A 26,635-nucleotide genomic window follows, 5' to 3' on the forward strand; every position below is an offset into this window, starting at 1 on the left:
GAAAAAATAGACGTTTCACTATTCACATAGCTTATCTATGTGAGAAATAGTGCTATTCCTAATTAGGTCTTTAACTCTTTATACATACACTATGATTCTATGTGGTTATACTTTTATTTTGGTTTTTCAAGGATTCGATGCCTGTTTCCAAATGGGAAACGCTAGTAAATCCTGATTTTTTCAGGAACTGCATCGCTGCAAGACTGCGTTGTCCCGTTTGGCAAAACAATACTATTTCCTGATTTTTATTCAAATTCTTACTGTACTCTGCTAGTTGACCCAAAGGAACCTGAATGATATTCGTTCCTTTATACTCCGGAAGTTCCTCCACTTCCCGAACATCAATAACTACTATTTCAGATGAATTGCATTTTTCTAAAAAAGCTATTGCATTTAGACCGTTGTGCTTTTCCTTAGTATTCAATATCTTATTTCCGTTGATGACACCCTTCTCTATCGCTTTTTGATTTTTGGCGAAAGTCATAATTTGGGTTTGCCCAAGAAGTGCATCAAATAGTAAAAGTTTTCCCGATAACACTTTTCCAACTCCTAAAATAATTTTCAGTACTTCGGTGGCTTGAAAACTCCCTAGCGTCTGTGGAACTACTCCCAGCACTCCCGACATTTCACAACTCGGTATGGTGATTCCCCCTTCTTTTTCAGGAAACAAACAACGATAGGAAGGTCCGTTTTGATAGTTAAACACCGAAACCTGCCCTTGAAATTTATGAATGGAAGCGTATACTACTGGAATTCTTTTAGCCACCGCCACATCGTTTATCAAATACCTAACGGCAATGGCATCGGTACAATCTACAATGATTTGGTACTTCTCGACCATAGCCGCATTATTAGACTCTAAAAATTCAGGAAAAACAACTAGCTCTACCTCAGGATTGAGTGCCTGTAGCACTTGTTTGGCCACGACAACTTTTTGTTTTCCCACATCCGAATGGGTATACAAGGACTGACGATGCAAATTGGATTCGTCCACCACATCGCCATCTGCAATTCCGATATGTCCGACACCAGCTATTACTAAGCTCTGCAAAACCGGACAGCCCAATCCTCCAGCACCAATCACCAAAACACGAGCGTTTTGTAGTTTTTGCTGACCGAGGTCTCCCACTTCTGGGAGAATGATTTGTCGGGAATAGCGGGTGTTGTTAGGCATTTTAAAATATTTTAATTAATTCTTTTTAAACATATAAGTCACATAAGTATTCCTTTTTATTGAATAGGTTTTAAAGAAAAATGAAGCCCATAAAAGTAAATCTTTGAATTCGAACCAATCACAAAAACAATCAGACACATTTTGCTTTAAAAATTATTTTCAATGCGCTCCAATGAACTTTTACTACTTGTTGTACATTAATTCTAAACATATATGTCATATTAGTATCCTTTTTATTGACTAGGTTTTAAAGAAAAATGAAGCCCATAAAAGTAAATCTTTGAATTCGAGCCTTTCATAAAAACAATCATACACAATTTACTTTAAATACTATTTTCAACGCACTCCTATGAACTTTTACTACTCATTTTACAAATAAAATTGCTACTATTTAAAAACTTAATTGACTTAAATGTTTTATTTTTTTAATAATTAGTGAATAGCAAAAAAAGTGCTTTATCATCCACCAGCAAAGGGAGGCAAAAAAGCAATGACATCGGCCTCTTGTAAAACAACTTCGTCATTACAAAATGTTTGATTCAAAGCGATGCTGTAAGCCGTTTTTTGAAAATCGGGAAAACGACGTTCTACTGCCCTTTTCAATCCCAAAAGTGTATTGAGATCAGCTGTCAACTCCATTTGTTCTTCGTTGCAATGGGTAATTTCTGCCAGCAAGCCAAAATATTTTAGGGTAACTCTCATCCTTTTAAATTTTTATATTCTTCTGGCGTGTTGATGTTTTGCAATTGGGCGCTCCATTGTTCAGGGACATTAATCGTTTGGTGTGTGAGTTCTTCCACAAATCTTCTTACTTTGAGTTGGTTGCCTGCTAAAAATTCAGGTAACAAAATACGTACTGATCGATCATACACCGCCACCAATGGACTTGGTTTATCATTAACTTGCACTTGCGTCATTTGACAGGCATCGGAATGCGCATTAACCAACCACTGCAGCAATTCGGAGGAAATCATTGGAACGTCTACACTCAAAATTAGATTGCGTTTGGTAGCAGTATGTTTCAAAGCCGTATAGATTCCGCCAAGAGGTCCTTTGTTGGTAACAATATCCGAAATTCGGGTTACCCCCAAAGCATCGTATCTTTCATCCGAAGAGACAATTACGACATTGTTCCCCACTACTTCTTTTACAGCAGCGAGAATATTGGCCACAAAAGACTGCCCTTTCCACTCCAAAAACCCTTTGTCTGTAGCCATTCGTTGACTTTTTCCTCCTGCTAAAATATAGGCTGTGATGGCATTTTCCATATTCATTTTCTAATTAAGCGGTTGTGTATAATTTAAAAATAGCAATTCCCAAAACCAAAGCCAACACATATCTCAATTGACTGGTGTTCATTTTTTTACTTCCAAAAAAAGCCCCCACTACTCCTCCTACAAAGACAATCGCAATTAAAAGTAAGGAAGCTTCTGGCATCGTACCGCCTTTAGTCGCAAATCCTATCAAACCTGAAATAGAATTTACCAAAATAAACAAGGCCGAAACCGCTGCGGTTTGTTTGATGGTAGCCCATCGCAGGAGTAACAAAACAGGGCTTAAAATAATTCCTCCTCCTATTCCCAACAAACCCGACAAAAAGCCGATGATGGCTCCAATGGTCAACGCCAACGGAATGGATATGGGTCTTACTTCTGTATTTTCTTTACCAAAGACACCCAGCAATCGAAGTACTGCAAAAACCAAAACAGTGGCCAAAATTATTTTGTAATAAAAAGCATCGATGGTCAAAAAACCACCTAAAAATGAAAACGGAATCGAAGTAAGGGCAAAGGGATAAAACAACGACCAATTCATTTTTCGTTCTTTATAATAAAAATAAAACGACACTGCCGAAACCAAGATATTCAGTACCAAAGCTGTAGGTTTCATAAAAGTCATTGGGAATGAAAAAAGACTCATCAAGGCTAAATAACCACTTGCGCCTCCGTGTCCCACACTTGCATACAAAAAAGCAACAATAGGCAATAAAAGCAACAAAAGAGGCGTGTCAAAAAGTGTGGCAACCGTCATAGATTTTGTTTTTTTAATTGTTCGTCTAAATACTCCCAACAAGCTCGATTGATGCTTTCAAAAGAAGCGATTAACGATTTACCGTAAGGCGTCAACACAGTTCCTCCGCCTTTGCTTCCGCCAATTTGAGTAGTAATCAAAGGGCTTGATGCTGCCTTGTTGGATTCATCGACTAACTTCCACGCTTTTTGATAAGACAAATTCATCGCTTTTGCCGCTTTATTTAGCGAACCTGTTTCATCAATTAGCTTTAGCAAATGTACTCGGCCTTCGCTAATCAAAACTCCCTCTTCGGATTCAATCCAAATTTTACTTTTAATTTTCATTCGGTAAAATTTATTTTGATAACGGTTACTATTTATTTGTACTTACTTTAGATTTAAAACTATTCGTTATACTTTCACAAATATAACGAATTTGATTTTATAAAAAATTGATTATCGCATTGAATCTGTTACATATCTAATTCGTGCAACTGAAATTTTTTCTCCAATATCCGCATAAAAAAAGCTGCCCTTTTTGGACAGCTTTTCATTTAAAACTAGATACTAAGCTCTAAATATCATTCCCTTATGATAATTGTACAGTACTTTATCGTAAGGCACATATAATGAAAGAATCTTTTCAGAATGGCTATCAAAAGTCATTTGATTGTGCTTTCTAAATAAATAGATTTCTTTTAAACAATTGGACAAACTTTGATGGATAAAGGTTGTAAACATAGGCAATTGTTTATCCCCTACATACAAGTCCAATTGATAATTGGAGCTACTTTTTGATAAATTGTTTCCAACAATTCGTATCGTAAATTTTGTTGGAACACCCTTGTGCGTACCTTGGTATTCTAAAATCATATCGGCTATTTTTTCGGTTATTATTAAACTAACTAATCAATAGTTGTATTATATTTTACATAAAAGTATAAAAATAGTATTATCTTTTTGCAAATAAAATACTAATTCTTTACCCCATATACCGTAACTAATTCATTTTCTTTCAAATCATAATTCCCATCAACTACATATACTAAAGCATTTGCTGTTGAAAAAGTATTTAACATAGAAGAAGCCTGATGCGATAGAATCGCCACTTTACCATTCGTGATTTTTGCTTTCAAAAATTGAGCTCGGCTGTTGTTTACAGAAAGATGATGTTCTAATGGCAAGCTATTCCTTGCTTCATATTGCGTAATCTGTCCAGAAATTCTTTTTAAGGTAGGTAACACATACACATAAAAACAGGTCAAACAAGCGGCTGGATTTCCAGGCAATGCGAAAATCATCTTTTCATTTACTTTTCCGGCAAAAAGAGGCTTCCCTGGCTTTTGATTGACTTTGTGAAATAACGTCTTTACTTCTAACTCTTGCAATGCTTGTGCAACAAAATCATAATCCCCTACTGATATTCCGCCAGAAACCAAAATCACATCGTGCTTTTCTATGGAGGTTTGAAGGGCGTTTTTGGTACTTTCAAAATCATCTTTTACAGTGTAACGCGCAACCTCCTGAAAAAAAGCATCCATTAAAGCAGCTTCGAGCATTATGCCGTTACTTTCATAGACTTTCCCATACGTTAAAGGTGTACCTGGGGTGAGCAATTCGTTGCCCGTTACCACTATTCCAACACTTGGCTTTTTAAATACCGGAACAGTCGTTATTCCTAAAGCCGCCAAAAAACCTATGGCTGCGGCATCCAACTCAGTGCCTTTTTCTAGGGCTAGCTCTCCTTTTTTGATTTGTTCTCCTATAGGCCGAATGTTATCCTCTAGTTTTGGCACACTTTGTACTGTCAAAACCGATTGTGTTACAGTAACTTTCTCAATCGGAATCATAGCTTGAGCTGTATCTGGGACAGGAGCACCTGTGAAAATCTTAACAGCTTGACCGGGTTTCAAAATAAAAGATTCGGCATCACCCGCTTTGATTTCACCAATAATTTGATAGGTCAGCTTATCGTGTATACCAACCGCATAACCATCCATAGCCGATTGTCGAAATGGCGGCATGTGGATTGGAGAAAGGATGGACTGTGAAAGTGTTTTTTTTCTAGCTTCGAGCAAAGCACTATTTTCTTCCTGAGGGGTGGGTATATTATTTTTTAAAATTGAAAACGCTTCTGAAACGGTAATCATAAAATTAGTTTTTGATGCTTTCAAAAGTACAATTCTGAATTGATTTTACTGTGTCAGAATGTAACATAAATTGCATTTATTGTTGTTGTTTATTTCCTGAAGGCAAATAATACAACCATCCAAAACCAATTAAAAAGAGAATCAATGAGGCAATAAATGCCGGAATCAAAATCTCCCGATTATTTTCTAAAGCATTGTTCAAAGAAGCGTACAACAACCAAATTTGTATCGTAACATTCAATATCAATATAAATATCAAGGTAGAGAGAATATTATTCAGTTTGTTGGGATTCGCTTGATTTTGACGGGTTCTAAAAGTGCTCATTTATCCGTTTGTTTTAAGTTTATTGTTTATGCTCTATTTGCATTACTGATACTTATTTCTCAGTTTAAACCGACTGTGCTTCACTGCTGGAAGCTTTTACAAAAATGTCATTCCCTTTTAAAAATACTTCTAGATTTGGCAATGCTCTTGGTGGAGGACCGGCTAATACTTCTCCTGTTTTGGCATCAAAAGAACCATTATGGCAAGGACAATAAATAATATCCGTACCGGGCTTATAAAAAACAGAGCAAGACAAATGAGTACACTTTTGTTCATAGGCTTTGAATTCCCCCGATTCTAAATGAATTAAAATATAAGGAATGGTGCTGCCTTCAATCACAAAAGCACGAGTACCTCCTACAGGAATTTCGTCTTTTTTACACACGAAATGTTCGCCTGCTACTTCTTCTTTTGGGAGTATATAGGCTTTGGCCGCAACTAATCCGCTTCCCACCATCAATCCGCCAGAAACCAGCGTAAGGAATTTGGCAAAATCACGGCGACTCACATTACTAGCTTGTTGCTTGAGAATTGGAAAATCTTTCTTCCAATTTTTATTTAGGTTATCTTCTTTTGACATAAGACAGTTATCTGTTTTCGGTTTTCTGTTATCAGTTAAGGGTTTTCTGTTATGAGTTGTAAGTTATGGGTATTCAATGTGCTGTGAAGTTACCCTTTGGAGTTGGGAATTTCTAATAAATGATTAATTCCGTACTTCCTTTAGGCATCATTATATTAACTTTGGTATTGACCACTTCTTTTCCAAATACAAACGTATTAATGGGTGTACTATTTGGTCGCATTTCTTCAATTTCTGCTTTAGTACCATAAAATAATGCTCCACTAGGACAAACGGTTGCACACATGGGTTTTTTACCAATACTTGTTCGGTCATAACACATAGTACACTTCATCATCAAATCGTAGGATTCTTCCTTTTTAGGCACGCCAAACGGACAAGCCATCACACAATTAGAACAACCAATACAACGCTCGGTATTGGCAGTATGCACTATACCAAATTCATCTTTTGAAATAGCATCAGCTGGACACACATTAGCACACACTGGATCATCGCAATGCATACAAACCTGTACCGTAGTTTGAATGGTCGACGCTCTATCTACATAATTGACATGAATCATAGAATCTTGCCCATTGGTTTCGCATTCGGCACAAGCCATCTCACAAGCTTTGCAGCCTATGCATCGTTGCATGTCTACAAAAAATTCCTCGTTTGTATTGAAACTGGTGTAATTCATATTTCTTTTTTATAGATTAAACACTAGCATAAGCTGTTGATTCTGTAGATGGCCCCGCTATTTTCCTGAGAGGTTCCAAATGGCAAGCACTCACTTTAAATTCGGGTATTTTAGAAACCGGATCTAAAGTTCCTGGTGTTAACTGATTGGCCGATTTTTTTCCGGACCAATGGTACGGGATAAAAACCGTATCCTCTCTAATGGTTTCAACGATATTCGCTGGAAAAATTCCTTCTCCCCTTCGGGTGGACACTTTCACCAATTCTCTTTGTTGGATACCATACTGCTGAGCTAATTTGGGATGAATTTCTAGCAAGGGTTCTGGAAATTGATCGACTAATTTTCCTATTCTTCGGGTTTGCGTACCACTCAAATACTGAGAGACCACTCGACCTGTTGTCAAAACCACGGGATATGCTGCATCGACTACTTCTCCTGGCAATTTATAAGGTGCTGGGTTAAAATGAGCTTTCCCATCGGGAGTTTTAAATTTTTTATCTTCCCAAAGTCGAGGTGTTCCGGGATGATCTTCGGTAGGACAAGGCCAAAAAATGCCCATATTATCTTCTATTCTTTTATAGGTAATTCCATTATAATCGGCTGTTCCTCCTTTGGACGCTACTCGCAATTCATTAAAAATGGCTTCACTATTGTCGTAGGTAAATTTATCCTTAGCCCCCAAACGATCTGCCAATTCTAATAAAATGGAAGTATCTGTTCTTGCATCTCCAGGAGGGGTTACCGCTTGACGAATACGAATAACGCGCCCTTCTGCCGAGGTGGTGGTACCTTCCTCCTCTTCTTGTAAAGAACCCGCCAAAATCATATCGGCATGACGAGCAGTTTCATTCAAGAAAAAGTCGATACAAACATAATATTCTAATTTTTCTAAGGCTTCGCGAACGTAATTGCTATTAGGCAAAGACACCAGAGGGTTGAAACAAATCGAAAGTAATCCTTTTATTTCACCACGATGAATGGCTTCTATAATTTCATAAGCGGACAATCCTTTTCCGGGTAAATCCTTTTCATTGATTCCCCAAACTTCTGAAATATATTTACGGTGTTCTGGATTTTCGATATCTCGATTTCCAGGCAATTGGTCGCATTTATGCCCGTGCTCTCTACCTCCTTGACCATTTCCTTGCCCTGTTATCGTTCCGTAACCACAATAAGGTTTCCCGATTCTACCTGTTGCTAATACTAAATTAATACAGCCTACAACATTGTCCACTCCTTTGGAATGGTGTTCTATTCCTCGAGCATGCAATAAAAAACTGGTTTTGGCTTTGCCCCATAATTCGGCGGCAGCTTTTATTTTATTCTTATCGATTCCAGTTACTTCCTCAGCCCATTCTAACGTGTAGTCTTTTACTGCATCAATGGTTTCTTGAAATCCAGAAGTGTAATTATCAATAAAATCGTGATCCAAAAGATCATGCGTTACTAAATAGTTCAACATGGCTCCATACAAGGCTGAATCCGTTCCCGGACGAACATCCAAATGAATATCGGCAGTTCTAGCTAGAGGAATCATGCGCGGATCTACCACAATAATCTTAGCACCACGATCACGGGCTTTCCAAATCCAATGGGTTAAGGTCGGAAACGTTTCGCTAATATTGGCTCCCGCCACAATAATTACTTCAGCATATTCTAAATCGGAATAATTATTAGAGGCTCTATCCAAACCAAAAGCTTTTTTATTACCCGCTCCTGCGCTCACCATACACAAACGACCATTGTAGTCTAAGTTTTTGGTTTTCAAAGCGACTCTAGCAAATTTACCCACCAAATAACTTTTTTCATTGGTCAAGGAAACACCAGAGAGCATCGAAAAAGCATCTTTCCCGTATTTTTCTTGGATACGCTGTATCTCTGAAACCGTTTTTCCCATGGCGTCATCCCAACTAGTAGGCATAAATCCCTGTCCTTCTACCCTCTTTAAAGGTGAGAGTAATCGGTCGGGGTGGTTGTTTTGCAAATAGCGTTGTACGCCTTTGGGACACAATCTCCCTTCATTAAATGGAAATTCCATCCAAGGTTCAAAACCAACCACTTTGTTGTCTTTGACCAACAATTCGATACCGCATTGCATGCCACAAAAACAACAATGGGTTTTTACATTTTTATCGGGTTCATCTCTACCTTCATAGCCATCTTTGGGAGCATAATTCAAATGTGGACCAAACTTGGCAATAATATTTTCTTCTGCGACTGGTAATTTTGCCATTTTATATTTTTTACAATTGTCAGTATTCCGTTCCTTACTTCTAAAATCTACCTTCTATCCTTTACCTCATCATCCTGAGCGGAGTCAAAGGGCTAACTTCTAACTTCTGAAATTATCCAAACAAATTCCCTCCCGCTTGTCTTGCCTTCAAATGGGCTTGTGCCAATCGTGATCTTTTGCCTTCTGGGCTCAAATCCAAATGAGAAGTACCATCTTCATGCGAAAAATCGAATCCTAATTCTTCTGTAACCGTTTTCAAGTCTTGGATGTGTAATTTGGTAGCAAATTCTTCTCCAGTATGAGGACATACGGCCATACCCATTTTCATTCCTTGTTTTTTATAGATATGTGCGCCAATTTGGGCTGGTCTTTGAATGATGTGAAAAAACTTTCCAAAGGGAATCCAAATCAAAAACAAAATCACGGTAACGGCATGTAAAACCGCCAAGAAATCAAAAGCGAAACCTTTCATGAATTGATACGAATAGGTCAATCCTAAACCTGTCACTGAAATAGCTATCAACAAAATCAGCGGCAATAAATCCCCTTCAAAAGTTTGAGTAGCAATCAAACCAGGATTGGTCAAACGTCTTCTTAAATAATATAAAGACCCAAAAATTACTAAATAAGAAGACCAATTCAAGGCATGAAAAGTTAGAAACGCCATAATGGAATCGAGTTCAAAATCCATTACTTTAAATCCAAAGAAATAGGCTTCATAGGTAGAAATGGTATTGGGTGCCATAGCAAAGTGAATCCAACCGAAGGTGAGTGGAATGGTAATCAAAAAAGCAGAGGTACAGCCCACGGCTATCATAAAATGCGCCACCCAACGGTATTTTCCTCTAGGATAAATAAACTTTTGAAAAGCGATATTTTCAATAGACTCTTTGGTAGCAAACCAAAAATGAGAAAACACCTTTCCGGTAACCAAATACGTAATGCCTCTTTTGAAATAAATCCAAGTGGGCGGTCGTTGCAACCACACCGAATAGCGATAGACAATTCCGAAAAAAGCGAAAACAGTTCCAAACAAATACGTAATTAAAGCCGCATCGAAATTTTGCAATTTTCTAGAACCAAAAAACACCAAGGCAATCATCACGATGGAAAGTCCTGTTGCTATTAATAATGCTTTAGTATTAAGATTTTTATTTTTCATTGTATAGCATAACAAATTAATACTTTTAGATTTCACTTCTAACTTGGTTTCACTTCTAACTTGGTTTCTCACAGCCTTTTCTATTGTAAAACCACCAATTGATGATAGTAGCTAAGATACAAAAAAGAATGAGGCCTATAAAAAATTGATTAACAGTACCATTAAGCGTTAAATTACCCCCAATAAGTTTAGAAAAAATGAATGGTCCAAATGCAGCAATCGCGGCCGTCCAACCAATAACTCCTGCAGCCTGACGTTGGTTATCTGCAAATATGATAGGGTATTGTCTAAAAGTTCCTGCATTACCCACACCAGTAAAAAAGAACATTAAAAATATAACCCCAACAAACATTGGGAATTGTTCTAAACTAGTTGGCGCTACCAAACCTTGGGTTATTAAAACAATAGCCCCTCCAATAATCCCTACTCCTGTCAGCGTTGTCAATATAGCCCCCCCCACTTTATCAGCTACAAAACCAAAGGCAACACGGCTCGCGGAACCAATTAATGGTCCATAAAAAGCATACACTAAAGGATCAGGAGCATTGGGAAAATCACCATATAAAAACTTAATCATTAAGGGAAATGCTGCTGATAGTCCAGCAAAAGTTCCAAAAGTCATGACATAAGTTATGGTACAATACCAAGTATGTTTGTTACCAAAAATATCCATTTGTTCTTTTATAGAAGAATGCATCGGAATACTTCTGAGATAAAACCAGCTGATAATCGATAAAATAATAAGAAATGGAACATACCAAAAGGCTGCCGATTGAATATAAATGGGTTTATTTACGACAGCTTTAGTATCAGGGCTCAACTGATTCATTATTTTTTCAGCTAATTTTGGATTAGCATTTGCCATAACTTTGGCTTTTGCTTTGGCGGGTAATGCAACAAATAGAGTCGCATTATCAGTAGTACCAATAGTAGCTTTTACCGAATCTAAAACAGCAGGTTTTACAGATGACAATAATGCGGTTTGTACTTGTGGTTCTAATGCACTAAATACATCTTTTTGTTTGGTTGACTCGACAGTTTGAAAAACGGACAGCGCCTCTTTAGCATCAATACTGGTAGAAACAGCACTAGCTCCATAAAGGCTAACACCCAAAATAAGCGGGGTAACAAATTGAGCCAAAGACACCCCAAAATTACCAATACCCGCTTGAATACCCAATGCGGTTCCTTTTAATCGTTTAGGAAAAAACAAACTTGTACTGGGCATATAAGATGAGAAATCTCCACCACCAAAACCACAGGTAAAAGCTAAAATAGCAAATACCCAAAAAGGTGTACTCGTATCCATAACCGCAAATCCAATACCTACTACAGGAATCAATTTGATTAAAGTTGCCCATGCTACTACGTGTCGTGTGCCGAAAATTGGCAAAATAAAGGTGTGAATGATTCTAAGAAAACCAGCAGCTAAACCAGGAATAGCCACCAACCAAAACAATTCGTCTTTTGAAAATGCAAATCCAAGTCCGGGTAATTTGACAGCAATGACACTCATCATAAACCACGAAGCAAAGGATAAGATTAATGAAAGTGTAGTAATGGTGAGTGTTTTCCAAGCGATTGCACTACCGGTGTTTTGCCAAAATTCATTATCTTCTGGTTCCCACTTGTCTAGCCATGTTTTCATATGATGTTTATTTACTGTTAGTACTATTTGAAAATTATTAATCTGAATAGCCTAAGCTTTTTATGCAAAGGCTTTATTTACTCATGTTCGATATGTTTTGAAAATTGAGGGATTTGAACGCGAATGGCTTTGATAATGGTTTTGTGCATCCAAATCAAACAAATCGTTGAAATAGCAAAAATAAAAATCCAAGAACTCGTCCACAGACCAGTGGTACTGAGCAAATACCCAAAAATAATGGGCCCAAAAAAACCACCCAAACCACCTATTAATCCAACCATTCCTCCAACTACACCCACTTCATTTGGAAAATACTCTGGAATATGTTTGTAAACTGCTGCTTTACCAATTCCCCAAGAGATTCCGATTAAAATCACTAAAACTAAGTATACCCACATGTTCGCTTCAAACTTAATTTGTGTGATTCCTTTAGCGATTAGTTCTTTCTTTTTAACGGATTGATTCTGCTTCACCACAATTTCTTGCCAAGATGCTTTTTCAGGTAAAATGGCTGTTTTTTCATGTTCAACAGTTTTCCGAGGAATTACAGTATGTACGTTATTGTCAATTAGTATGGCACTAGAACTCACTTGGGTAACTACCCCACTTTCGGTAGCCAAAACACCTGGACCTGCGGTAAATATTTCCATTTTTGGAAACATCAATAAAAAGCTGATTACAATAGAGGAACCCAATACCCAATACATTACTTTTCGTGCCCCAAACTTATCCGATAAATACCCACCAAAAGCTCTGATTACACCCGAAGGCAAACTAAATAAGGTGGCAAACATACCGCTCATTACCAATGAAGTTTGGTAAACGTTCATAAAATTGGGTAACAACCATTGGGAATATGCTACAAAACATCCAAAAACCAAAAAGTAATACGCCCCAAAACGCCAAACACGCATCGATTGTAAAGGTTTTAGAAGATTTTTAAGCTCTTTAGCTTCAACAGCTGGTTTTTTATTTTTAGCCAAAAAGATGAAAAGCAATCCTATCACGACTAAGACTATACCATAAGTGACGGGCAACATTTTCCAACCCTCTGCAGGATTATCTTGAGAAAAATTTGTAAGTAAAGTGGGAGCTACAAAAGTTGTGATAGCGGCACCGGCATTTCCCATTCCAAAAATCCCCAAGGCTCTACCCTGCCAATGCTGCGGATACCAAACCGAAGTAAACCCAATGCCTACTGCAAAACTGGTACCTACCAATCCAAAAAGAAAACTCAAAACGGCAAAACTCCAAAAACTAGTAGCAAAAGGCAATAAAAACAACGGAATTGCACAGAGTAATAATAAAGTAGAAAAAACTATTTTTCCACCAAATTTATCCGTCAAAATACCAATTGGTAATCTAAATATTGACCCTGAAAGAATTGGAATTCCGAGAAGCCACCCCACTTCAACCACACTCCAGTTAAATATACCTCTATCTACCAAAAAAGTAACTAATACACCATTGAGTGTCCAACAGGCAAAGCAAATGGTAAATGCTAAGGTATTTAGAAAAAGAATTTTGTGTGACTGCGCTAAATTATTCATAGAGAGTGCCGTATAAAATTTATGGTAAAACTTCAAAATCAAATAAAAGAACCTTAGAAGTATCTAATTTAATCAAAAAATCTGAAAATCAATTCTTTAGATTTAATTCTTGTTGGTACTAAATAATCTTGGACTAAAAGAGACCATTAGCCAAGCCCAGTTATTGGCATCAGCAGCATTGGTAACATTCTTTACTCGCTCTAAAGTAGTAGACGTAAATATTTGAGAGAAACCACCCGAAATCACAATATCTTTTTGCACTACATAAGACGCTGTCAAATCAATTTCAGTTCCTAAATAGCTATCCATTTGTTTGCCTTGCGCATCCAATACTTTATTAGGAGCATTGAAAATATGAGGAACTAAAGCAAATTGCCATTGCTTATTTTTGTAATTTAATTTCAAATAAGCATCCTGTAAACCCACATTATTTTGATGGTTTCCAACATAAAAATAGTCCATCAATCCGTTGAAAGCATGATTGGTTCCGAACAATGGAGTAAAGGATTTTAGCTTCGTATCGGTATCGTTTTGGTCTTTACCAGAAAGAAATTCATAGCCTAATCCTGCAGAAAAACTATCGACAATAGCATAATTTACATAACCTGAAGCATACCACGCACCAAGTTGCTTACCTACGCTTTGCCCTGTTTGTCCATAAAATCCAAAATTAGCATCCCATTTTTTGTCTTTGAACGTTATGTACGTTCCAAAAGTTTGTTTGTAATCTACTTCTAAATCGTTTGGACTTTTCTGAAATTCGTAACCTGTGTTTAAAAATAACAAACTCAAACCAATCTTTGTCCAATTGTGGTGCAACCAAGCATATTGCATTGCTTTGTAATTAGTAGTATAGGGTGTTGTGGGTGTTACCAAGTTCTCAGCATTAGCATTTAATGCAAAACCTAAATCCAAAAGGCTATTCTCTTTTTTGTAGCTGATTAATGCTGCGTCGTGACTTTGCCCTTGTTGCAACCAATCAATTCCCCCCATAATCCTCTCGTTATCATAAGAAAGTACCTGTCTGCCTAATGTTGTGCTCCAATTTTCATTAAAATGGTATTTGGCCCAAGCTTCAAAAACAGCTAAACCATTTTTACCTGCTGTGGCCGTCGTAGCTGCATCGCCCCAAGTTCGAATGTCTTGAACACTTAATTTGGCGGTCAATCTTTCTTGGTGAAAAGCAAGATTCAATCGAGAACGTTGTGCAATAAACGAGGTGGCTTCCTCTGTATCTAAAAGAGGACTTTTAAAACCATTTCTAAATTCAAAACGAGGGCGTAATTGAAGATTTATATCAAATTCTTGTGCAATTGCATTGGCATTTACAACTATAAAAACAGTCAGTACTATTCTTTTCAAAGTAGTCATACACATATTTTTTTGATTTTATAACGATTCAAAGATAAAAGATGTTTTTATCCTTAATTATGATAAAAATCATTTTATTATAAATTTATTAAAAAAAATATGAATATGCATATTTAAAATGGCGCAAGTATAACAATATTTTGAGCCAAGGATATATAATCCATTATTAAACAACACATTAATAGAAGTAAAAAATTAAAGAAAGTATGTCTTTATAACTATTCTTTAGAGAATTTGTTACTATTTATTAAACCAGCAAAATTTCAATAAGTGTATCTGAGACCAAATCTCATTTCAGTTATAGTTATTCAATTAATTATTTCGATGTTATATCCACAAGCCTTGATGACCTATTCATAGCAAGGAATAAAACATCATCAATTAAAAAAAAAGAAAAAAACTAGAATCAATCAATGTATAATTGTTGGTTCTAGTTTTCTAAAATGAATTAATAAGTCTCATAATATTTTGAAAGTCAGTACTTAATTAAAAGTAAAAATCAACAAAACAAATGTTTTTTTTAATTACAAAACAGAAAATTAATAAGAATATAACTATTTTGCTTCCTCAATTATTTTAGTCACTGTAGCATCTGAATTAACCCCAAGCCCTTCTTGCTGAAAAACAAGTTCACCTTGAGTATTAAACACACTAATAATATTAGAATGAGAGAAATCTATAGGAGAAACTTTTTTGTAATTAACGGCTAATACTGCGGCAAACTCACGGGTATTCTCTTCAGAAGACCTAAGAAAAAGCCATGGTTTGGCATCCATTTTATTTTCTATTGCAAAAGCCTTTAATCGTTTTGGAGTATCCACTTTTGGATCAATACTCACCAAAATGAGTTGCACCTTGTCTTTAATTTTGTTTGGTAAGCGACTTTCTATGTTTCTCATATCGGCAACGAGTCTAGGGCAAGCTGCTTTACAGGAGGTGTAAATCATGACCATAACCAAAACTTTGCCTTTTAAATCTTTCATCTCCATATTTTGACCCTCTTGTGAGGTCCATTGTGAAGGCAAATTATAGATAGACAAATCTGAAATTGGTTTTTCTTTGACAACAGACTCCTTTTTTTGACAACTTTGCAAAGAAAGAAAAAACAATAGAAGAGGTAATGCTAAAATAGAGGATCGGTTCAATAACACCCTCGTTTTTTTGTGATTGAATAACAATAATTTCATTTTGAAACGTTTTTATAGATTTGGATACTACTTATCTTTAGCACATCTAAAACCTAAATTCTTAGTTGTATAATTTGCCTTGAGGCTCCCCCTAAAAGCGTAACGCATAAAAGCGGCATAATTCATCAAATCGGTAGCATTTACCGAACCGCTTCCGCAAAAGAGATTTTTATCGGTAGCTTTATCTTTTCGAGACTCACCAGAAAGAAAAATACTGTTGAAGTCGGCTGTCCATTCCCAAACCAAACCATGCATATCATACACTCCCCAATAATTTTTATAGGTTTTCCCTATCGGATTTAAATAGGTTTTGGGTTTTTCGTACCAAGACATAATGTATTTATTAAACTCCTCTTTGGCACGGGCATCGATACGTTTTTCATCAGCCATAGCAACATATTCCCATTCGTCCATAGTAGGCAATCGTTTCCCTTGACACTCGCAATATTTTTTGGCAGCAAACCAAGAAACATTAGTCACAGGAGCGTTTTCCAAGTTATTTTTACCATAATTATAATCACCTTGCCATTGATAGAGATAACTTTTGTCGGCAAAAAGGGCTTTCATTTGAGAACGACTATAGGCTGGATTTTTTTTTACAAATGCAAGATATTGCGCATTGGTAACTGGATATATATCGATACTAAAAGAAGCTACTTGTACTGGTTTTTTTGAAGTTGTACCATAGAGGGGGACAAAAGCCCCCCTATTTATGGTAGCCATTTTTACATTTTGAGCATAAAAAGTATAATCAATGAAGAATAAAATGAAGATAAATATTTTTTTAAAGGATATCATTGAAAAACTTTTTTGCTGGATCTGTATTATTTTCTTTGGGCTTTTACCATAGCTGGTGTAACCACTGTTTTATTATTACCCCAACTTGCATATACATAAGTCAATGCATCTGCAATTTGTTGATCGCTTAACGCTTGTGCAGGCATTGCTCCACTGAATTTTTTTCCGTTTACTGTAATAGGTCCTGATAGTCCTTTTACTACACCTTTTATGGCGCGATTAACATCTTTGTTTAGATAATCGGATTTTGCTAATGGAGGAAAAGCACCAGGAATACCTTGCCCAGTTGGCTGATGACAAGCTACACAAACTTTATCATAAACTCCTTTTCCTTTAACAGCATTTTGGCTAAAACCACACCAACTCATTACTAGCATTGCGCTAGTCAAAACATACTTTTTCATTGATTTTTTTTTTTAGATTATAATTGATTGTAAAATATTAATGCGATGCAACTGGTTTTGGTGTTGGTTTAGCTCTTACCGTTTTTACTTTTGCAGCCGTTACCACTGTTTTATTATTTCCCCAACTGTTATATACGTATGTCAAAACATCAGCTACTTCTTCATCTGTTAAGTTTTGACTAGTCATAACATTATTAAATTTTTTACCATTCACAGTAATTTCTCCACTTAAACCGTTTAATACAGCACCGATTGCTCTTTCTGTATTTGCGTTTAAGAAATCAGATTTTGCCAATGGAGGAAATGCATTAGGAACTCCTTGTCCTTCGGACTGATGACAAGCAAAACAGGTTCTACCGTACAATTCTTTACCTGATTTAATTTGCTCAGGAACATTCTTAGCTACCACTTTCTTGGAGGCTCCATTTTCTTTTGGCATATTTTGAATAGTTCCTCCTTCTGGTAGATATATTCCCTCTTGTGTAGTTCCCGAATAAATTGTTTTCTTCTCCTCTCCTTCAACTTTCAACATCCCCAAAGCGCCTTTGTTGAAGGCTCTGAAAATAGAATGATCTACCAAAATAAAAGTTCCAGGAACATCTACTTTAAATTCTACTATAGCCGAGCCACCAGCTGGAATTAGTGTTGTTTGGACATTTTCGTTAATCAAATCTCCCCCTTCAATATGCACTTTGTCAAATATTTCACCTATAATATGAAAAGAAGACACCAAATTAGGACCTCCATTTCCCATAAAAATCCTAACGGTTTCTCCTACTTTAGCCGTAATTGCCTTATCTCCAGCCACTGCTCCCACTTTTCCGTTAAAAACAACATAATCTGGCTGTTCCTTTATTGCTTTATTCATATCAAAAGGCTGAGATCCCTGTTCTCCATAAGCACCTTTGGTATAAAAGTCTCCTTGCATGATGTAATATTCTTTGTCTACTGGAGGTAATCCCCCTTCGGGTTCCACCAATATCAAACCATACATACCGTTGGCAATATGCATACCAACTGGAGCTGTAGCACAATGATAGACATATAACCCAGGATTTATTGTTTTAAAATTGAAAACTTTTTCATGACCTGGAGCCACTAGTGAAGAGGTCGCTCCTCCACCAGGACCTGTCACCGCATGCAAATCAATATTATGCGGCATTTTATTATCGGGGTGGTTTTTCAAATGAAATTCTACCTCATCACCAACTCTAGTTCGTATAAAACTTCCGGGAACAGATCCTCCAAATGTCCAATAAGTATATTTTACACCATCGACCATTTCGCCTTCTTCTTCTTTAATTTCCATATTCACAACTAGTTTTGTTGCGGATCTATCACCTATGGGCTTAGGTACAAATGGTGGTGCGGTTAACTCTGCCTCTTTTTGTCCTTCAACTATTATATCTTGGTAATCGTTAACTCCATTTTCTTTTTTGGAACAGGAAGAAAAAATTAACAATCCCAATATAAAAAAAGGGAACCAGATGAAATGTTTTTGAATATTTAATTTGGTTTTCATAATGTTTTATGTTAAAAGTTAGTTATCAAATAAAAGACTTTTTTGTCTTTTATTTGAACATAAAATTATAATACTTTAGCGGATTAAAAACTGACAATTATCATGTTATTAACTTTTATTTAAGATATTTTTACAAAGAGAATTATTCCCATTAACAAAAAAAGCACAAGAAGTAAAGAGCCTTTCCAAAACGAGTTTGCTTTTTTTAACTCCATAAACTGAAAACTTACAACTAAAAATTTACAAACACTTAAGAAAAGAATTAATCCAACTTTTGGTAAAATACTATAATTAAAAGAAGCTATCAATCCTGAAAAAATAGTGAATGAAATCAATATAAAATAGCTTAAAATTAAACTCCTTTTCATGTTCAAAAAAGTGTGTAAATAATTGGAAATAATAACAACCAAATCAGATCGCAAAGATGCCAAAAAGCGGCACTTGCTTCAACATCCTCAAGTGTAGTAGCTGAATTTTTCTTGGTCATCAAGTAATTTATCCAAACCAAAATTATTAATCCAACGATAACATGAATTACATGGAATCCAGTCAATAACCAATAAAAAGTATAAAACAGATTGGTATCTAATGAAATACCACTTTCTATTTTTTGATAATACTCTGTCCCCTTAAGTATCAAGAACAAAACGCCTCCCAACATAGCCAATTGAAAAAACATTGACGATTTTTGAATTTCATTGTTCTTATATAGATGCACAGCATTTGCCATAAAAAATCCACTTGTTAATAAAAATACCGTATTTATTATTCCAAAAGTAGTGTTTAACTGCATTCTTGATTGATGAAAAATAGCCGTGTTTTCATTTCCGTAATACGCAAATGCTACCAATGCAATCCCAAAAGTGATGAGTTCCAAAAAAATGATTATCCACATTAGAATTCCTCCCGGTGGATAGTAGAAATTCTGATAATTTATTTTTAATCTATCCATAAGTTATTATTGAAGTTCCACTAAACATAGCTTTCCAAAATAAGACTCGATCATTCAATGAGTTTACTTCCGGTTTATTTCCAATCCAACAACCGTTTTTCTCCCTCAATTTTTTTAATATCAGTGATATCCTGAGACATTTCGATCACACCTTTATAATTTTTATTAGCATCCCTCACCGCGAAATAACGTATGTAAATTAATCGCTCTTTGTGGTTTATCCAAAATGAAGATTCATTTTGAGTGCCTTTTCTAAATTCTTCCAAAATTTTAAGCACCGTTCCAACGCTTTTTGGCGGATGACAAAATTTTACTTCACGACCAATAATCCCAGCGCTTCTCGGAAAAACACGCTCTTCGCCTCTATTGTAAAAAATTACTTTGTCGTTTTCATCCACATAAGTCAAATCCAATGGCATCGTTCTAAATAATAAATTGACTTGCTCGACAGTCATATACCCTTCATCATAATGAGAAGTGTTTTCTAATGCAAAAGGAATTTCGCGAACCTTAAAATCTTCGCTTGGATGCACATATTCCATTTTTGGAAAAGACGGGGGTGTTTCAGCTAACATCCAACCAATTTCTTCCTCACCTCTACGCATTTCTATCCAATCACTTTCGGTTAAGATATCTAATGCATTTGGAAATAGAACATCCTCTTCGACACTCATCAATCGATTGATTCCATTGATTAAAAATGGAGTATTGACTTCTATTTTTTCTAGATTATCCATTTTGAGATAGTGCTGAATCAATCGAAACTGCTCTCTCAAGGTATCATGAAATGACCACATTCCTTGTGAAGGTCCCAACCAACCTTTTTTCTCCAAAAAGGGAAAAAGTTGATTTTCTTTTCTTGCGAAACGTTTTTCAATTGTAAACAATTGATTAAATATATTGATAAATTGTAGCAAATCATTTTTCGGTTTAACATATTTGATCTCTTGCAACAGTGATTCAATTAGTTTTTTTTCTTGTAAATAAATCCAAACAGGATGACCTTCTGGTAGTCTTGGTGTTTGATGTGTATCTTGCATAATAATTTTATTTTTGATGTTTTATTTTCTCAAATAATTTCACCAAAGATTGCAACAACTCAACTGGAGTTGTCAAAATTTGATAGTGATTTTGTCCGAACATTTGTGGCAAATAATACTTAGCTTCTGATTCTATGGCCAATGCATAGGAATTAATATTTTTAGAGTTGAGTTCTCGAAGGGCCTGTTTTACATCATTCACTCCATATTTTCCTTCATATTTATCATAATCATTGGGCTTACCATCAGAAATCAGGATAATCCATTTGTTTTTGGTCCTTCGTTTATCAAGACGAACTCCAGCATGCCGTAAAGCGGCTCCAATCCTAGTATAGCCACTTGGCTCAACTGCTCCAATTTTGTTTTTGGCGATATTCCAGCTTTCATCAAAATCCTTAATTGTTAAATAAGTGGAATAATTGCGAGTTTTGGAATAAAAACTATCAATAGAAAAATCAATATCGAACTCATTTAAAATTTCGCCAAACAAAATAGAAACCTCTTTTTCTACATCAATCACTCGATTTCCAGCAGCGTAGCCGTCACTAGATAAACTAATGTCCAATAGTAATATTATAGACAAATCTTTGTCCTTTTTTCGACTAGATATATATATATTTTCAGAAGGTGTTCTCCGAGAGTGTACATCGACAAACAAATCAGTAATCGCGTCTATATCCAATTCATCTCCTTGATTTTGACGCTTTTGTTGTTGCATTTTATTATTAATATTCGTTAGCATCTTGCGCAAACTCATTAAAGTTGAAGCATTCTTTACAATTGTTTTTTTGTAATAATCACTGTTTTTTTTGAGTTGCAATTTTGGATACACTTTACAAAAATTGTCTTTGTAAGCATTCTTTCTGAAATCCCATTCATCATAACTATGATGATACCCTTTCTCATCGATATTAGCACTTTCAGAAATGCTGGTGTTTTCTACAAAATCAGCTTGATATACCGAATGTGTAGCATCATCTACCCTTACAGTATATTTCATATTCAATTCTTCCAAAGCATCTTGATGGTCTTCGAGCTCATCTGAACCGTCGAAATCGCGCCAGTTACCATTGAATTCTTCTGCGGTTTCTACCTTTTCGAAACTATGGAGTAAGACATAGTCCTCTTGTTGTTTTTTATCGATTTCAAGCGTATTAACTTCCTCGACTGCTTTCGCATTGAGAGTGGTCAAAGGTTTACTTGTACTGTTTTTTTTTGTCGCATCCGTAAAATTATGAAGCTCATTTTCATTGTCGATAATCGCTTCATTTTTCATCCATTTCCCATAAAGCCAAGAAAAGTCAGGTGGCTTAGTAGCAGTTGCTTTTTGAATAAAATGATTCCTTGCATTTAGAAGAAACTGTTTCTCTATTGAAAATTCTTCAAACAAAACGGATAAAATACTTTCCGAAGTTTCTAATGCTTTTTGTTGAGAAAGTAATAAGGAGGGTTCAGTTATATCTGATGTCCAATTTAGATTCAACCTCTGCTGAACGCTTAGGTACAAAATTCTAAAGTGATAAAACATAAGATTCTCTTTTACTGTTAAAAATTCCGAAAATGAAATTGGAAGAAAAAAATTATTGTTTTTGTAACCACCTTCTCTTTCTGCAGGAAATATTTCAATTGATTTTCCTGTAATGGCTCTGGCAATGATAGTCAGTCGTGGTTTAATATCATTCAAAAAAACCGTTCTTGCTTCTACGCCGGGATTTATTTTTTTTCTGTTTTTTAAGTGTTTAAAAAACTTCCCTACTAAGTATTCATCTATTTCGAAACCCATAATAATCCCCCTAGCCCCCGAAGGGGGAACTCCTATCAGGAGGCAATAGGATTTAAGTTGTTAAAAATTTAATCAATATAATTTATTTATGTAAAGTTGTATTCCCCTTCGAGGGTTAGGGGGATTATATCATCAAATTGCACAAATCCTTCAGTGATTCTATGGTTTGCAAATCATCTGTAAGAGGCTCTACAATAGCAACTTGAACAGACAATCGTTTAGGCAATCCGCTTTGAATGATTTTGGCCGCATCAACTAAAAGCCTAGTAGAAACAGTTTCGGTTAATCCTAATTCGGTTAAATTTCTAATTTTGTTACCAATAGCTACTAATTTTTTGGCAGTATCGCTGTCAATATTAGTTTCATTTACTAAGATTTCTGTTTCAATTTTTGGTTCTGGATAATCAAAAGTAACTGCAATAAATCGTTGACGAGTTGATGGTTTAAGCTCTTTGAAACCTCTTTGATAACCTGGATTAAAAGAAGCTACGAGCATAAAATCATTATGCGCCTGTATAGTCTCTCCTAATTTATCTATAAATAGCACGCGTCGATGATCAGTAAGAGAGTGGATAGCGACAATAACATCTGGTCGAGCCTCTGCTATCTCATCCAAATAGATAATAGAACCTTCTTTTACAGCTGTTGTCAATGGGCCATCCAACCAAACCGTTTCGGCTCCTTTAATGATGAATCGACCAATCAAATCTGTGGAAGACGTTTCTTCGTGACAACTAATGGTAATCAATTTTTTATTCAACTGATGTGCCATAAACTCAATAAAACGTGACTTCCCTGTTCCTGTAGGACCTTTTAACAAAAAAGGAATTTTGTTACTATAGGAATGAACAAAGATTTCTGTCTCTTTACCTGTAGCTTGGTAATATGGGATTTTTATTAAATTATCTGTTAGCATTTTCTTTATTATTATAAAAAACCGAAACGTAGAACAATCACTCTATGGAAATGCAAATTCTTAAACGATTATCCAAACGTTCCGGTTAAAAATGGAATCGTTATATTATATGTATCTATTTTATTGAGTAAAAAACTTTTATATCCTTAAATAATTCATTTGCACCTCTTATTAAATTTAAATCCTATGGCTTAAAACTGGATTTATCATTAAAATAACGTTATAAAATTTCAATTAAAAAAAACTATCGTTCAATCAATGCTTCATTAGTTGGGCGGCCATATTTTATAAAATCATATATAAACAATGAAATTCCTGTTGTAAACATTGTCGCACAGATGAGTAATACAACGAAGTGAATACTTATTTCATTTTGCACTATCATAAATTCCATTTTTAATTTTCTCTCCAAGTAGACTTGCACCACTCCAGCGACTCCAAATGCAACAGTCATCCCCAACATTCCAATATTTGACAACCAAAAAGCAGCCATTCCCGTATTACTTTGGTATCGTTTTCGACCTGTTACATTGGGCAATGCATAACTAATAATTGCTAAAACTATCATAGCATAGGCACCCCAAAAAGCATAATGCCCGTGCATAGCAGTAACCAATGTCCCGTGAGTATATAGATTAGTTTGCGGAAGAGTATGTGCAAAACCTAATAAACCAGCCCCCACAAAGGAAACAATAGACGAGCCAATAGTCCAGAATAATGCAATTTTATTAGGATGACTCTTTTCGCCTTTGCGATACATATTGACTGCGAACAAAGCCATAGCCAAGAAAGCTAAAGGTTCTAATGCAGAGAAAATCCCACCAATGATTAACCAAATCTTATTAACTCCTATGTAATAATAATGGTGTCCTGTCCCTAAAACTCCTGAAAGAAACGTTAACCCTACAATCACATATAGCCACTTTTCAATAACTTCCCTATCAACACCTGTCAATTTGATTAATAAATAGGAAAGAATACCTCCCATAATTAATTCCCATACACCTTCAACCCACAAATGCACAACCCACCAACGGAAAAAAGAATCCACTACTTGGCTGTCAAACCAAATCATTCCAGGCAAATACAACAAGGCAGCAAACAGCAATCCCATTGATAAAACCAATGCTGTAGTAGTTCTTCGTTTCGCTTTAAATAAAGTTCCCAAAATTAAACCTAAAAATAAGAGAACATTTACAACTACCAGAAAATCTAATTCTCTTGGTATCTCCAAAAATTTACGTCCTTCCCAATGGTTTAAATGAAATCCTACTATTGCTACAACTCCAACAACAGCCAATGAAATCAGTTGAATGTAAGCCCACTTCACGCTAATTAACTCACGTTGAGCTTCTTCAGGAATAATATAATAAGCCGCTCCCATAAAACCAGTTAGTAACCACACTACTAGTAAATTAGTATGCACTGCTCTAGCGGTATTAAAAGGAATAATGTCATGCAATCCTTGGATTCCAATTCTGTCAAAACCCATTATAAAACCATAGATAATCTGTAAGGAAAATAATAGCATACATAGTGCAAAAAACCAGTAGGCTACTTTTTGTGATTGATATTTCATATTTGTATTTTTCTTGTTAGAATTCAATTTTTGCCCGGATTTTATCAAATAATGATGATAAACGTAAACTTGCTTACAATAGTGAATTCAATTGTTATGTTATTTATTAATTATTCTCTTTCGCTAAAGGTGAAACCACACGGTCAAACCCATTCAAATCTATTTTACCAATCCACTTTAGGTAAGCAACAACAGCCTCTGCGTCTTGTTCGCCCATATTATAAACAACCATTTTACGACCATTTGGAGCCCAAGGTACAGGCGACATCAAAACAGCTTTAACATACCCTTCTCCTCTTCTATCTACTACTTTAGTAAGTTCAGGCGCATAATAGGCTCCTTCTCCCAATATAGTGTGACACCCCATACAGTTATTGGATTCCCAAAGTTCTTTTCCTCTGGCGACTTGTTTAGTAATAGCCTTGTAATTAGTTTGGTCATTTCTAGGCATAAACGAATAAATGGTCAATCCTATGAAGATTAAAAAGGTGACCAAAGTTCCTCCCAGAAAAAATGCTCGAGCTTGTGATTTTGAAAGCATAATAAATGGTTTTTATTAGTATTGAATTTTGATTAACAATAAAAGATAAATTTATCTTTTATTTAATTACAGCAAATTAAGAGTATATTAAAAAGTAAAAACATGATAAAAATCATAAATTAAATATATTCTTTTTAGTAATAATAAAAAAAACAAAACCAATCTGATAATCTATAACTTACGATAAAAAACAATAAAAGATAATTTTATCTTTTATTTAAAAATTATATATATTTGTACCCAATTAAAACATATCATTATGAACACCATTGAAAACACAACCATAGGAGAATTTGTAGCGAAAGATTTTAGAACGGCAGCAGTATTCTCAAAATTTGGTATAGATTTTTGCTGCAAAGGAAATCGAACTATCGAAGAAGCAAGCGAGAAAAAAGGCGCAGATAGCCAAACCATACTTGCTGAAATTAAAGCTGTTTTAGAAAGTAAAACTGACAACAGCATTGATTTCAAATCTTGGCCATTGGATTTATTAGCTGACTATATAGAAAAGACACATCATCGTTATGTAGTAGAGAAAACACAAGTCCTATTACCATTTTTGAGTAAACTTTGCAAAGTACACGGCGCACATCATCCGGAACTTTTCGAGATTAATGAATTATTCATTGGGTGTTCTGGTGAATTGGCGCAACACATGAAAAAAGAAGAATTAATACTATTTCCATTTATAAAAAAAATGGTACAAGCTACACTTACAGATGAACTCATCTCCCAACCTCATTTCGGAACAGTCGAAAATCCAATTGCAATGATGAAGCATGAACATGATACTGAAGGAGAACGTTTTAGAAAAATTGCTATGTTAACTTCTAATTACGCTCCTCCAGCTGATGCTTGCAACACTTATAAAGTAACTTTTGCTATGCTTCAAGAATTTGAACAAGACCTTCACAAACACATTCATTTAGAAAACAACATTTTATTTCCGGCAGCTGTTGCTCTGGAAAAAGACTTCATAGCTCAATCTTAATTCTTTGATTTGCCCCAATTACTCCTGCATGAACT

Annotated in this window: 25 protein-coding genes and 1 pseudogene; 1 reads left to right on the forward strand and 25 read right to left on the reverse strand. The window is 35.5% G+C overall.

Going from position 1 to position 26,635, the window contains the following annotated elements; genetic code table 11:
* Positions 1-97: 97 nt before the first annotated feature.
* The 25 genes and pseudogenes from FLAVO9AF_RS07315 to FLAVO9AF_RS07435 form a co-directional block, all read right to left on the reverse strand.
* Positions 98-1,174 carry a HesA/MoeB/ThiF family protein gene (locus FLAVO9AF_RS07315; RefSeq protein WP_159686446.1) on the reverse strand — a complete coding sequence of 359 codons (1,077 nt, stop codon included), beginning with the start codon at positions 1,172-1,174 and terminating at the stop codon, positions 98-100.
* A 459-nt stretch (positions 1,175-1,633) separates the two neighbouring features.
* Complete coding sequence (locus FLAVO9AF_RS07320) at positions 1,634-1,876, reverse strand: MoaD/ThiS family protein (protein WP_159686449.1); 243 nt, start codon at positions 1,874-1,876, stop codon at positions 1,634-1,636.
* Positions 1,873-2,442 (reverse strand): molybdenum cofactor guanylyltransferase, encoded by a 570-nt coding sequence (locus tag FLAVO9AF_RS07325; protein ID WP_159686452.1) that lies wholly within the window; start codon positions 2,440-2,442, stop codon positions 1,873-1,875. Before FLAVO9AF_RS07325 ends, FLAVO9AF_RS07320 begins: the two co-directional genes overlap by 4 nt.
* A 13-nt stretch (positions 2,443-2,455) precedes the next feature.
* Positions 2,456-3,205: a sulfite exporter TauE/SafE family protein gene (locus FLAVO9AF_RS07330; protein WP_159686455.1), complete on the reverse strand. Its 750-nt coding sequence runs from the start codon at positions 3,203-3,205 to the stop codon at positions 2,456-2,458.
* Positions 3,202-3,531 carry a winged helix-turn-helix domain-containing protein gene (locus FLAVO9AF_RS07335; protein ID WP_159686458.1) on the reverse strand — a complete coding sequence of 110 codons (330 nt, stop codon included), beginning with the start codon at positions 3,529-3,531 and terminating at the stop codon, positions 3,202-3,204. Before FLAVO9AF_RS07335 ends, FLAVO9AF_RS07330 begins: the two co-directional genes overlap by 4 nt.
* Before the next feature lie 222 nt (positions 3,532-3,753).
* Positions 3,754-4,059 (reverse strand): hypothetical protein, encoded by a 306-nt coding sequence (locus FLAVO9AF_RS07340; RefSeq protein ID WP_159686461.1) that lies wholly within the window; start codon positions 4,057-4,059, stop codon positions 3,754-3,756.
* A 101-nt stretch (positions 4,060-4,160) separates the two neighbouring features.
* Positions 4,161-5,336 carry a gephyrin-like molybdotransferase Glp gene (gene glp / locus FLAVO9AF_RS07345; RefSeq protein WP_159686464.1) on the reverse strand — a complete coding sequence of 392 codons (1,176 nt, stop codon included), beginning with the start codon at positions 5,334-5,336 and terminating at the stop codon, positions 4,161-4,163.
* Positions 5,337-5,412: 76 nt separating this feature from the next.
* Entirely contained in the window at positions 5,413-5,661 is a 249-nt protein-coding gene (locus tag FLAVO9AF_RS07350; protein WP_159686467.1) for a DUF6755 family protein, read from the reverse strand.
* A gap of 64 nt (positions 5,662-5,725) precedes the next feature.
* A complete protein-coding gene (locus tag FLAVO9AF_RS07355) occupies positions 5,726-6,241 on the reverse strand; it encodes a Rieske (2Fe-2S) protein (RefSeq protein WP_159686470.1) in 516 nt (171 codons plus the stop codon).
* A 112-nt stretch (positions 6,242-6,353) separates the two neighbouring features.
* Complete coding sequence (locus FLAVO9AF_RS07360) at positions 6,354-6,923, reverse strand: 4Fe-4S dicluster domain-containing protein (RefSeq protein ID WP_159686473.1); 570 nt, start codon at positions 6,921-6,923, stop codon at positions 6,354-6,356.
* A gap of 16 nt (positions 6,924-6,939) precedes the next feature.
* On the reverse strand, positions 6,940-9,156 hold the full coding sequence (locus tag FLAVO9AF_RS07365) for a molybdopterin oxidoreductase family protein (RefSeq protein WP_159686476.1): 2,217 nt from the start codon (positions 9,154-9,156) through the stop codon (positions 6,940-6,942).
* A 112-nt stretch (positions 9,157-9,268) separates the two neighbouring features.
* Positions 9,269-10,318: an MFS transporter gene (locus FLAVO9AF_RS07370; protein WP_159686479.1), complete on the reverse strand. Its 1,050-nt coding sequence runs from the start codon at positions 10,316-10,318 to the stop codon at positions 9,269-9,271.
* Between the two features lie 55 nt (positions 10,319-10,373).
* Positions 10,374-11,966: a magnesium transporter MgtE N-terminal domain-containing protein gene (locus tag FLAVO9AF_RS07375; protein ID WP_159686482.1), complete on the reverse strand. Its 1,593-nt coding sequence runs from the start codon at positions 11,964-11,966 to the stop codon at positions 10,374-10,376.
* A 77-nt stretch (positions 11,967-12,043) separates the two neighbouring features.
* Positions 12,044-13,516 carry a nitrate/nitrite transporter gene (locus FLAVO9AF_RS07380; RefSeq protein ID WP_159686485.1) on the reverse strand — a complete coding sequence of 491 codons (1,473 nt, stop codon included), beginning with the start codon at positions 13,514-13,516 and terminating at the stop codon, positions 12,044-12,046.
* Positions 13,517-13,618: 102 nt separating this feature from the next.
* Entirely contained in the window at positions 13,619-14,887 is a 1,269-nt protein-coding gene (locus tag FLAVO9AF_RS07385) for an alginate export family protein (protein WP_159686488.1), read from the reverse strand.
* A 554-nt stretch (positions 14,888-15,441) separates the two neighbouring features.
* Positions 15,442-16,074, reverse strand: coding sequence for an SCO family protein (locus tag FLAVO9AF_RS07390; RefSeq protein ID WP_159686491.1), 633 nt, complete (start codon positions 16,072-16,074; stop codon positions 15,442-15,444).
* Positions 16,075-16,101: 27 nt separating this feature from the next.
* Complete coding sequence (locus FLAVO9AF_RS07395) at positions 16,102-16,872, reverse strand: formylglycine-generating enzyme family protein (protein WP_159686494.1); 771 nt, start codon at positions 16,870-16,872, stop codon at positions 16,102-16,104.
* 26 nt (positions 16,873-16,898) lie between these two features.
* Positions 16,899-17,222, reverse strand: a pseudogene (locus FLAVO9AF_RS07400) (cytochrome c); the annotation flags it as partial.
* Positions 17,223-17,313: 91 nt separating this feature from the next.
* Positions 17,314-18,798 carry a copper-containing nitrite reductase gene (gene nirK, locus FLAVO9AF_RS07405; RefSeq protein ID WP_159686500.1) on the reverse strand — a complete coding sequence of 495 codons (1,485 nt, stop codon included), beginning with the start codon at positions 18,796-18,798 and terminating at the stop codon, positions 17,314-17,316.
* A gap of 370 nt (positions 18,799-19,168) precedes the next feature.
* On the reverse strand, positions 19,169-19,750 hold the full coding sequence (locus FLAVO9AF_RS07410) for a cytochrome c oxidase subunit 3 (protein ID WP_159686503.1): 582 nt from the start codon (positions 19,748-19,750) through the stop codon (positions 19,169-19,171).
* Positions 19,751-19,824: 74 nt separating this feature from the next.
* Positions 19,825-20,790: a DUF438 domain-containing protein gene (locus FLAVO9AF_RS07415; RefSeq protein ID WP_159686506.1), complete on the reverse strand. Its 966-nt coding sequence runs from the start codon at positions 20,788-20,790 to the stop codon at positions 19,825-19,827.
* Between the two features lie 7 nt (positions 20,791-20,797).
* Positions 20,798-22,573: a nitric oxide reductase activation protein NorD gene (locus FLAVO9AF_RS07420; protein ID WP_159686508.1), complete on the reverse strand. Its 1,776-nt coding sequence runs from the start codon at positions 22,571-22,573 to the stop codon at positions 20,798-20,800.
* A 124-nt stretch (positions 22,574-22,697) separates the two neighbouring features.
* The gene (locus FLAVO9AF_RS07425; protein WP_159686510.1) at positions 22,698-23,489 is read right to left on the reverse strand and encodes a CbbQ/NirQ/NorQ/GpvN family protein; all 792 of its coding nucleotides are present in this window, start codon (positions 23,487-23,489) and stop codon (positions 22,698-22,700) included.
* A 244-nt stretch (positions 23,490-23,733) separates the two neighbouring features.
* Complete coding sequence (locus FLAVO9AF_RS07430; protein WP_159686513.1) at positions 23,734-25,068, reverse strand: cbb3-type cytochrome c oxidase subunit I; 1,335 nt, start codon at positions 25,066-25,068, stop codon at positions 23,734-23,736.
* A gap of 106 nt (positions 25,069-25,174) precedes the next feature.
* A complete protein-coding gene (locus tag FLAVO9AF_RS07435; RefSeq protein WP_159686515.1) occupies positions 25,175-25,609 on the reverse strand; it encodes a cytochrome c in 435 nt (144 codons plus the stop codon).
* A 259-nt stretch (positions 25,610-25,868) separates the two neighbouring features.
* On the opposite strand from FLAVO9AF_RS07435, the gene ric reads away from it, so the two are divergent.
* Entirely contained in the window at positions 25,869-26,600 is a 732-nt protein-coding gene (ric, locus tag FLAVO9AF_RS07440) for an iron-sulfur cluster repair di-iron protein (RefSeq protein ID WP_201296284.1), read from the forward strand.
* Positions 26,601-26,635: the final 35 nt, after the last annotated feature.

Source organism: Flavobacterium sp. 9R (genome assembly GCF_902506345.1).
In the GTDB taxonomy this organism is placed as follows: Bacteria; Bacteroidota; Bacteroidia; order Flavobacteriales; family Flavobacteriaceae; genus Flavobacterium.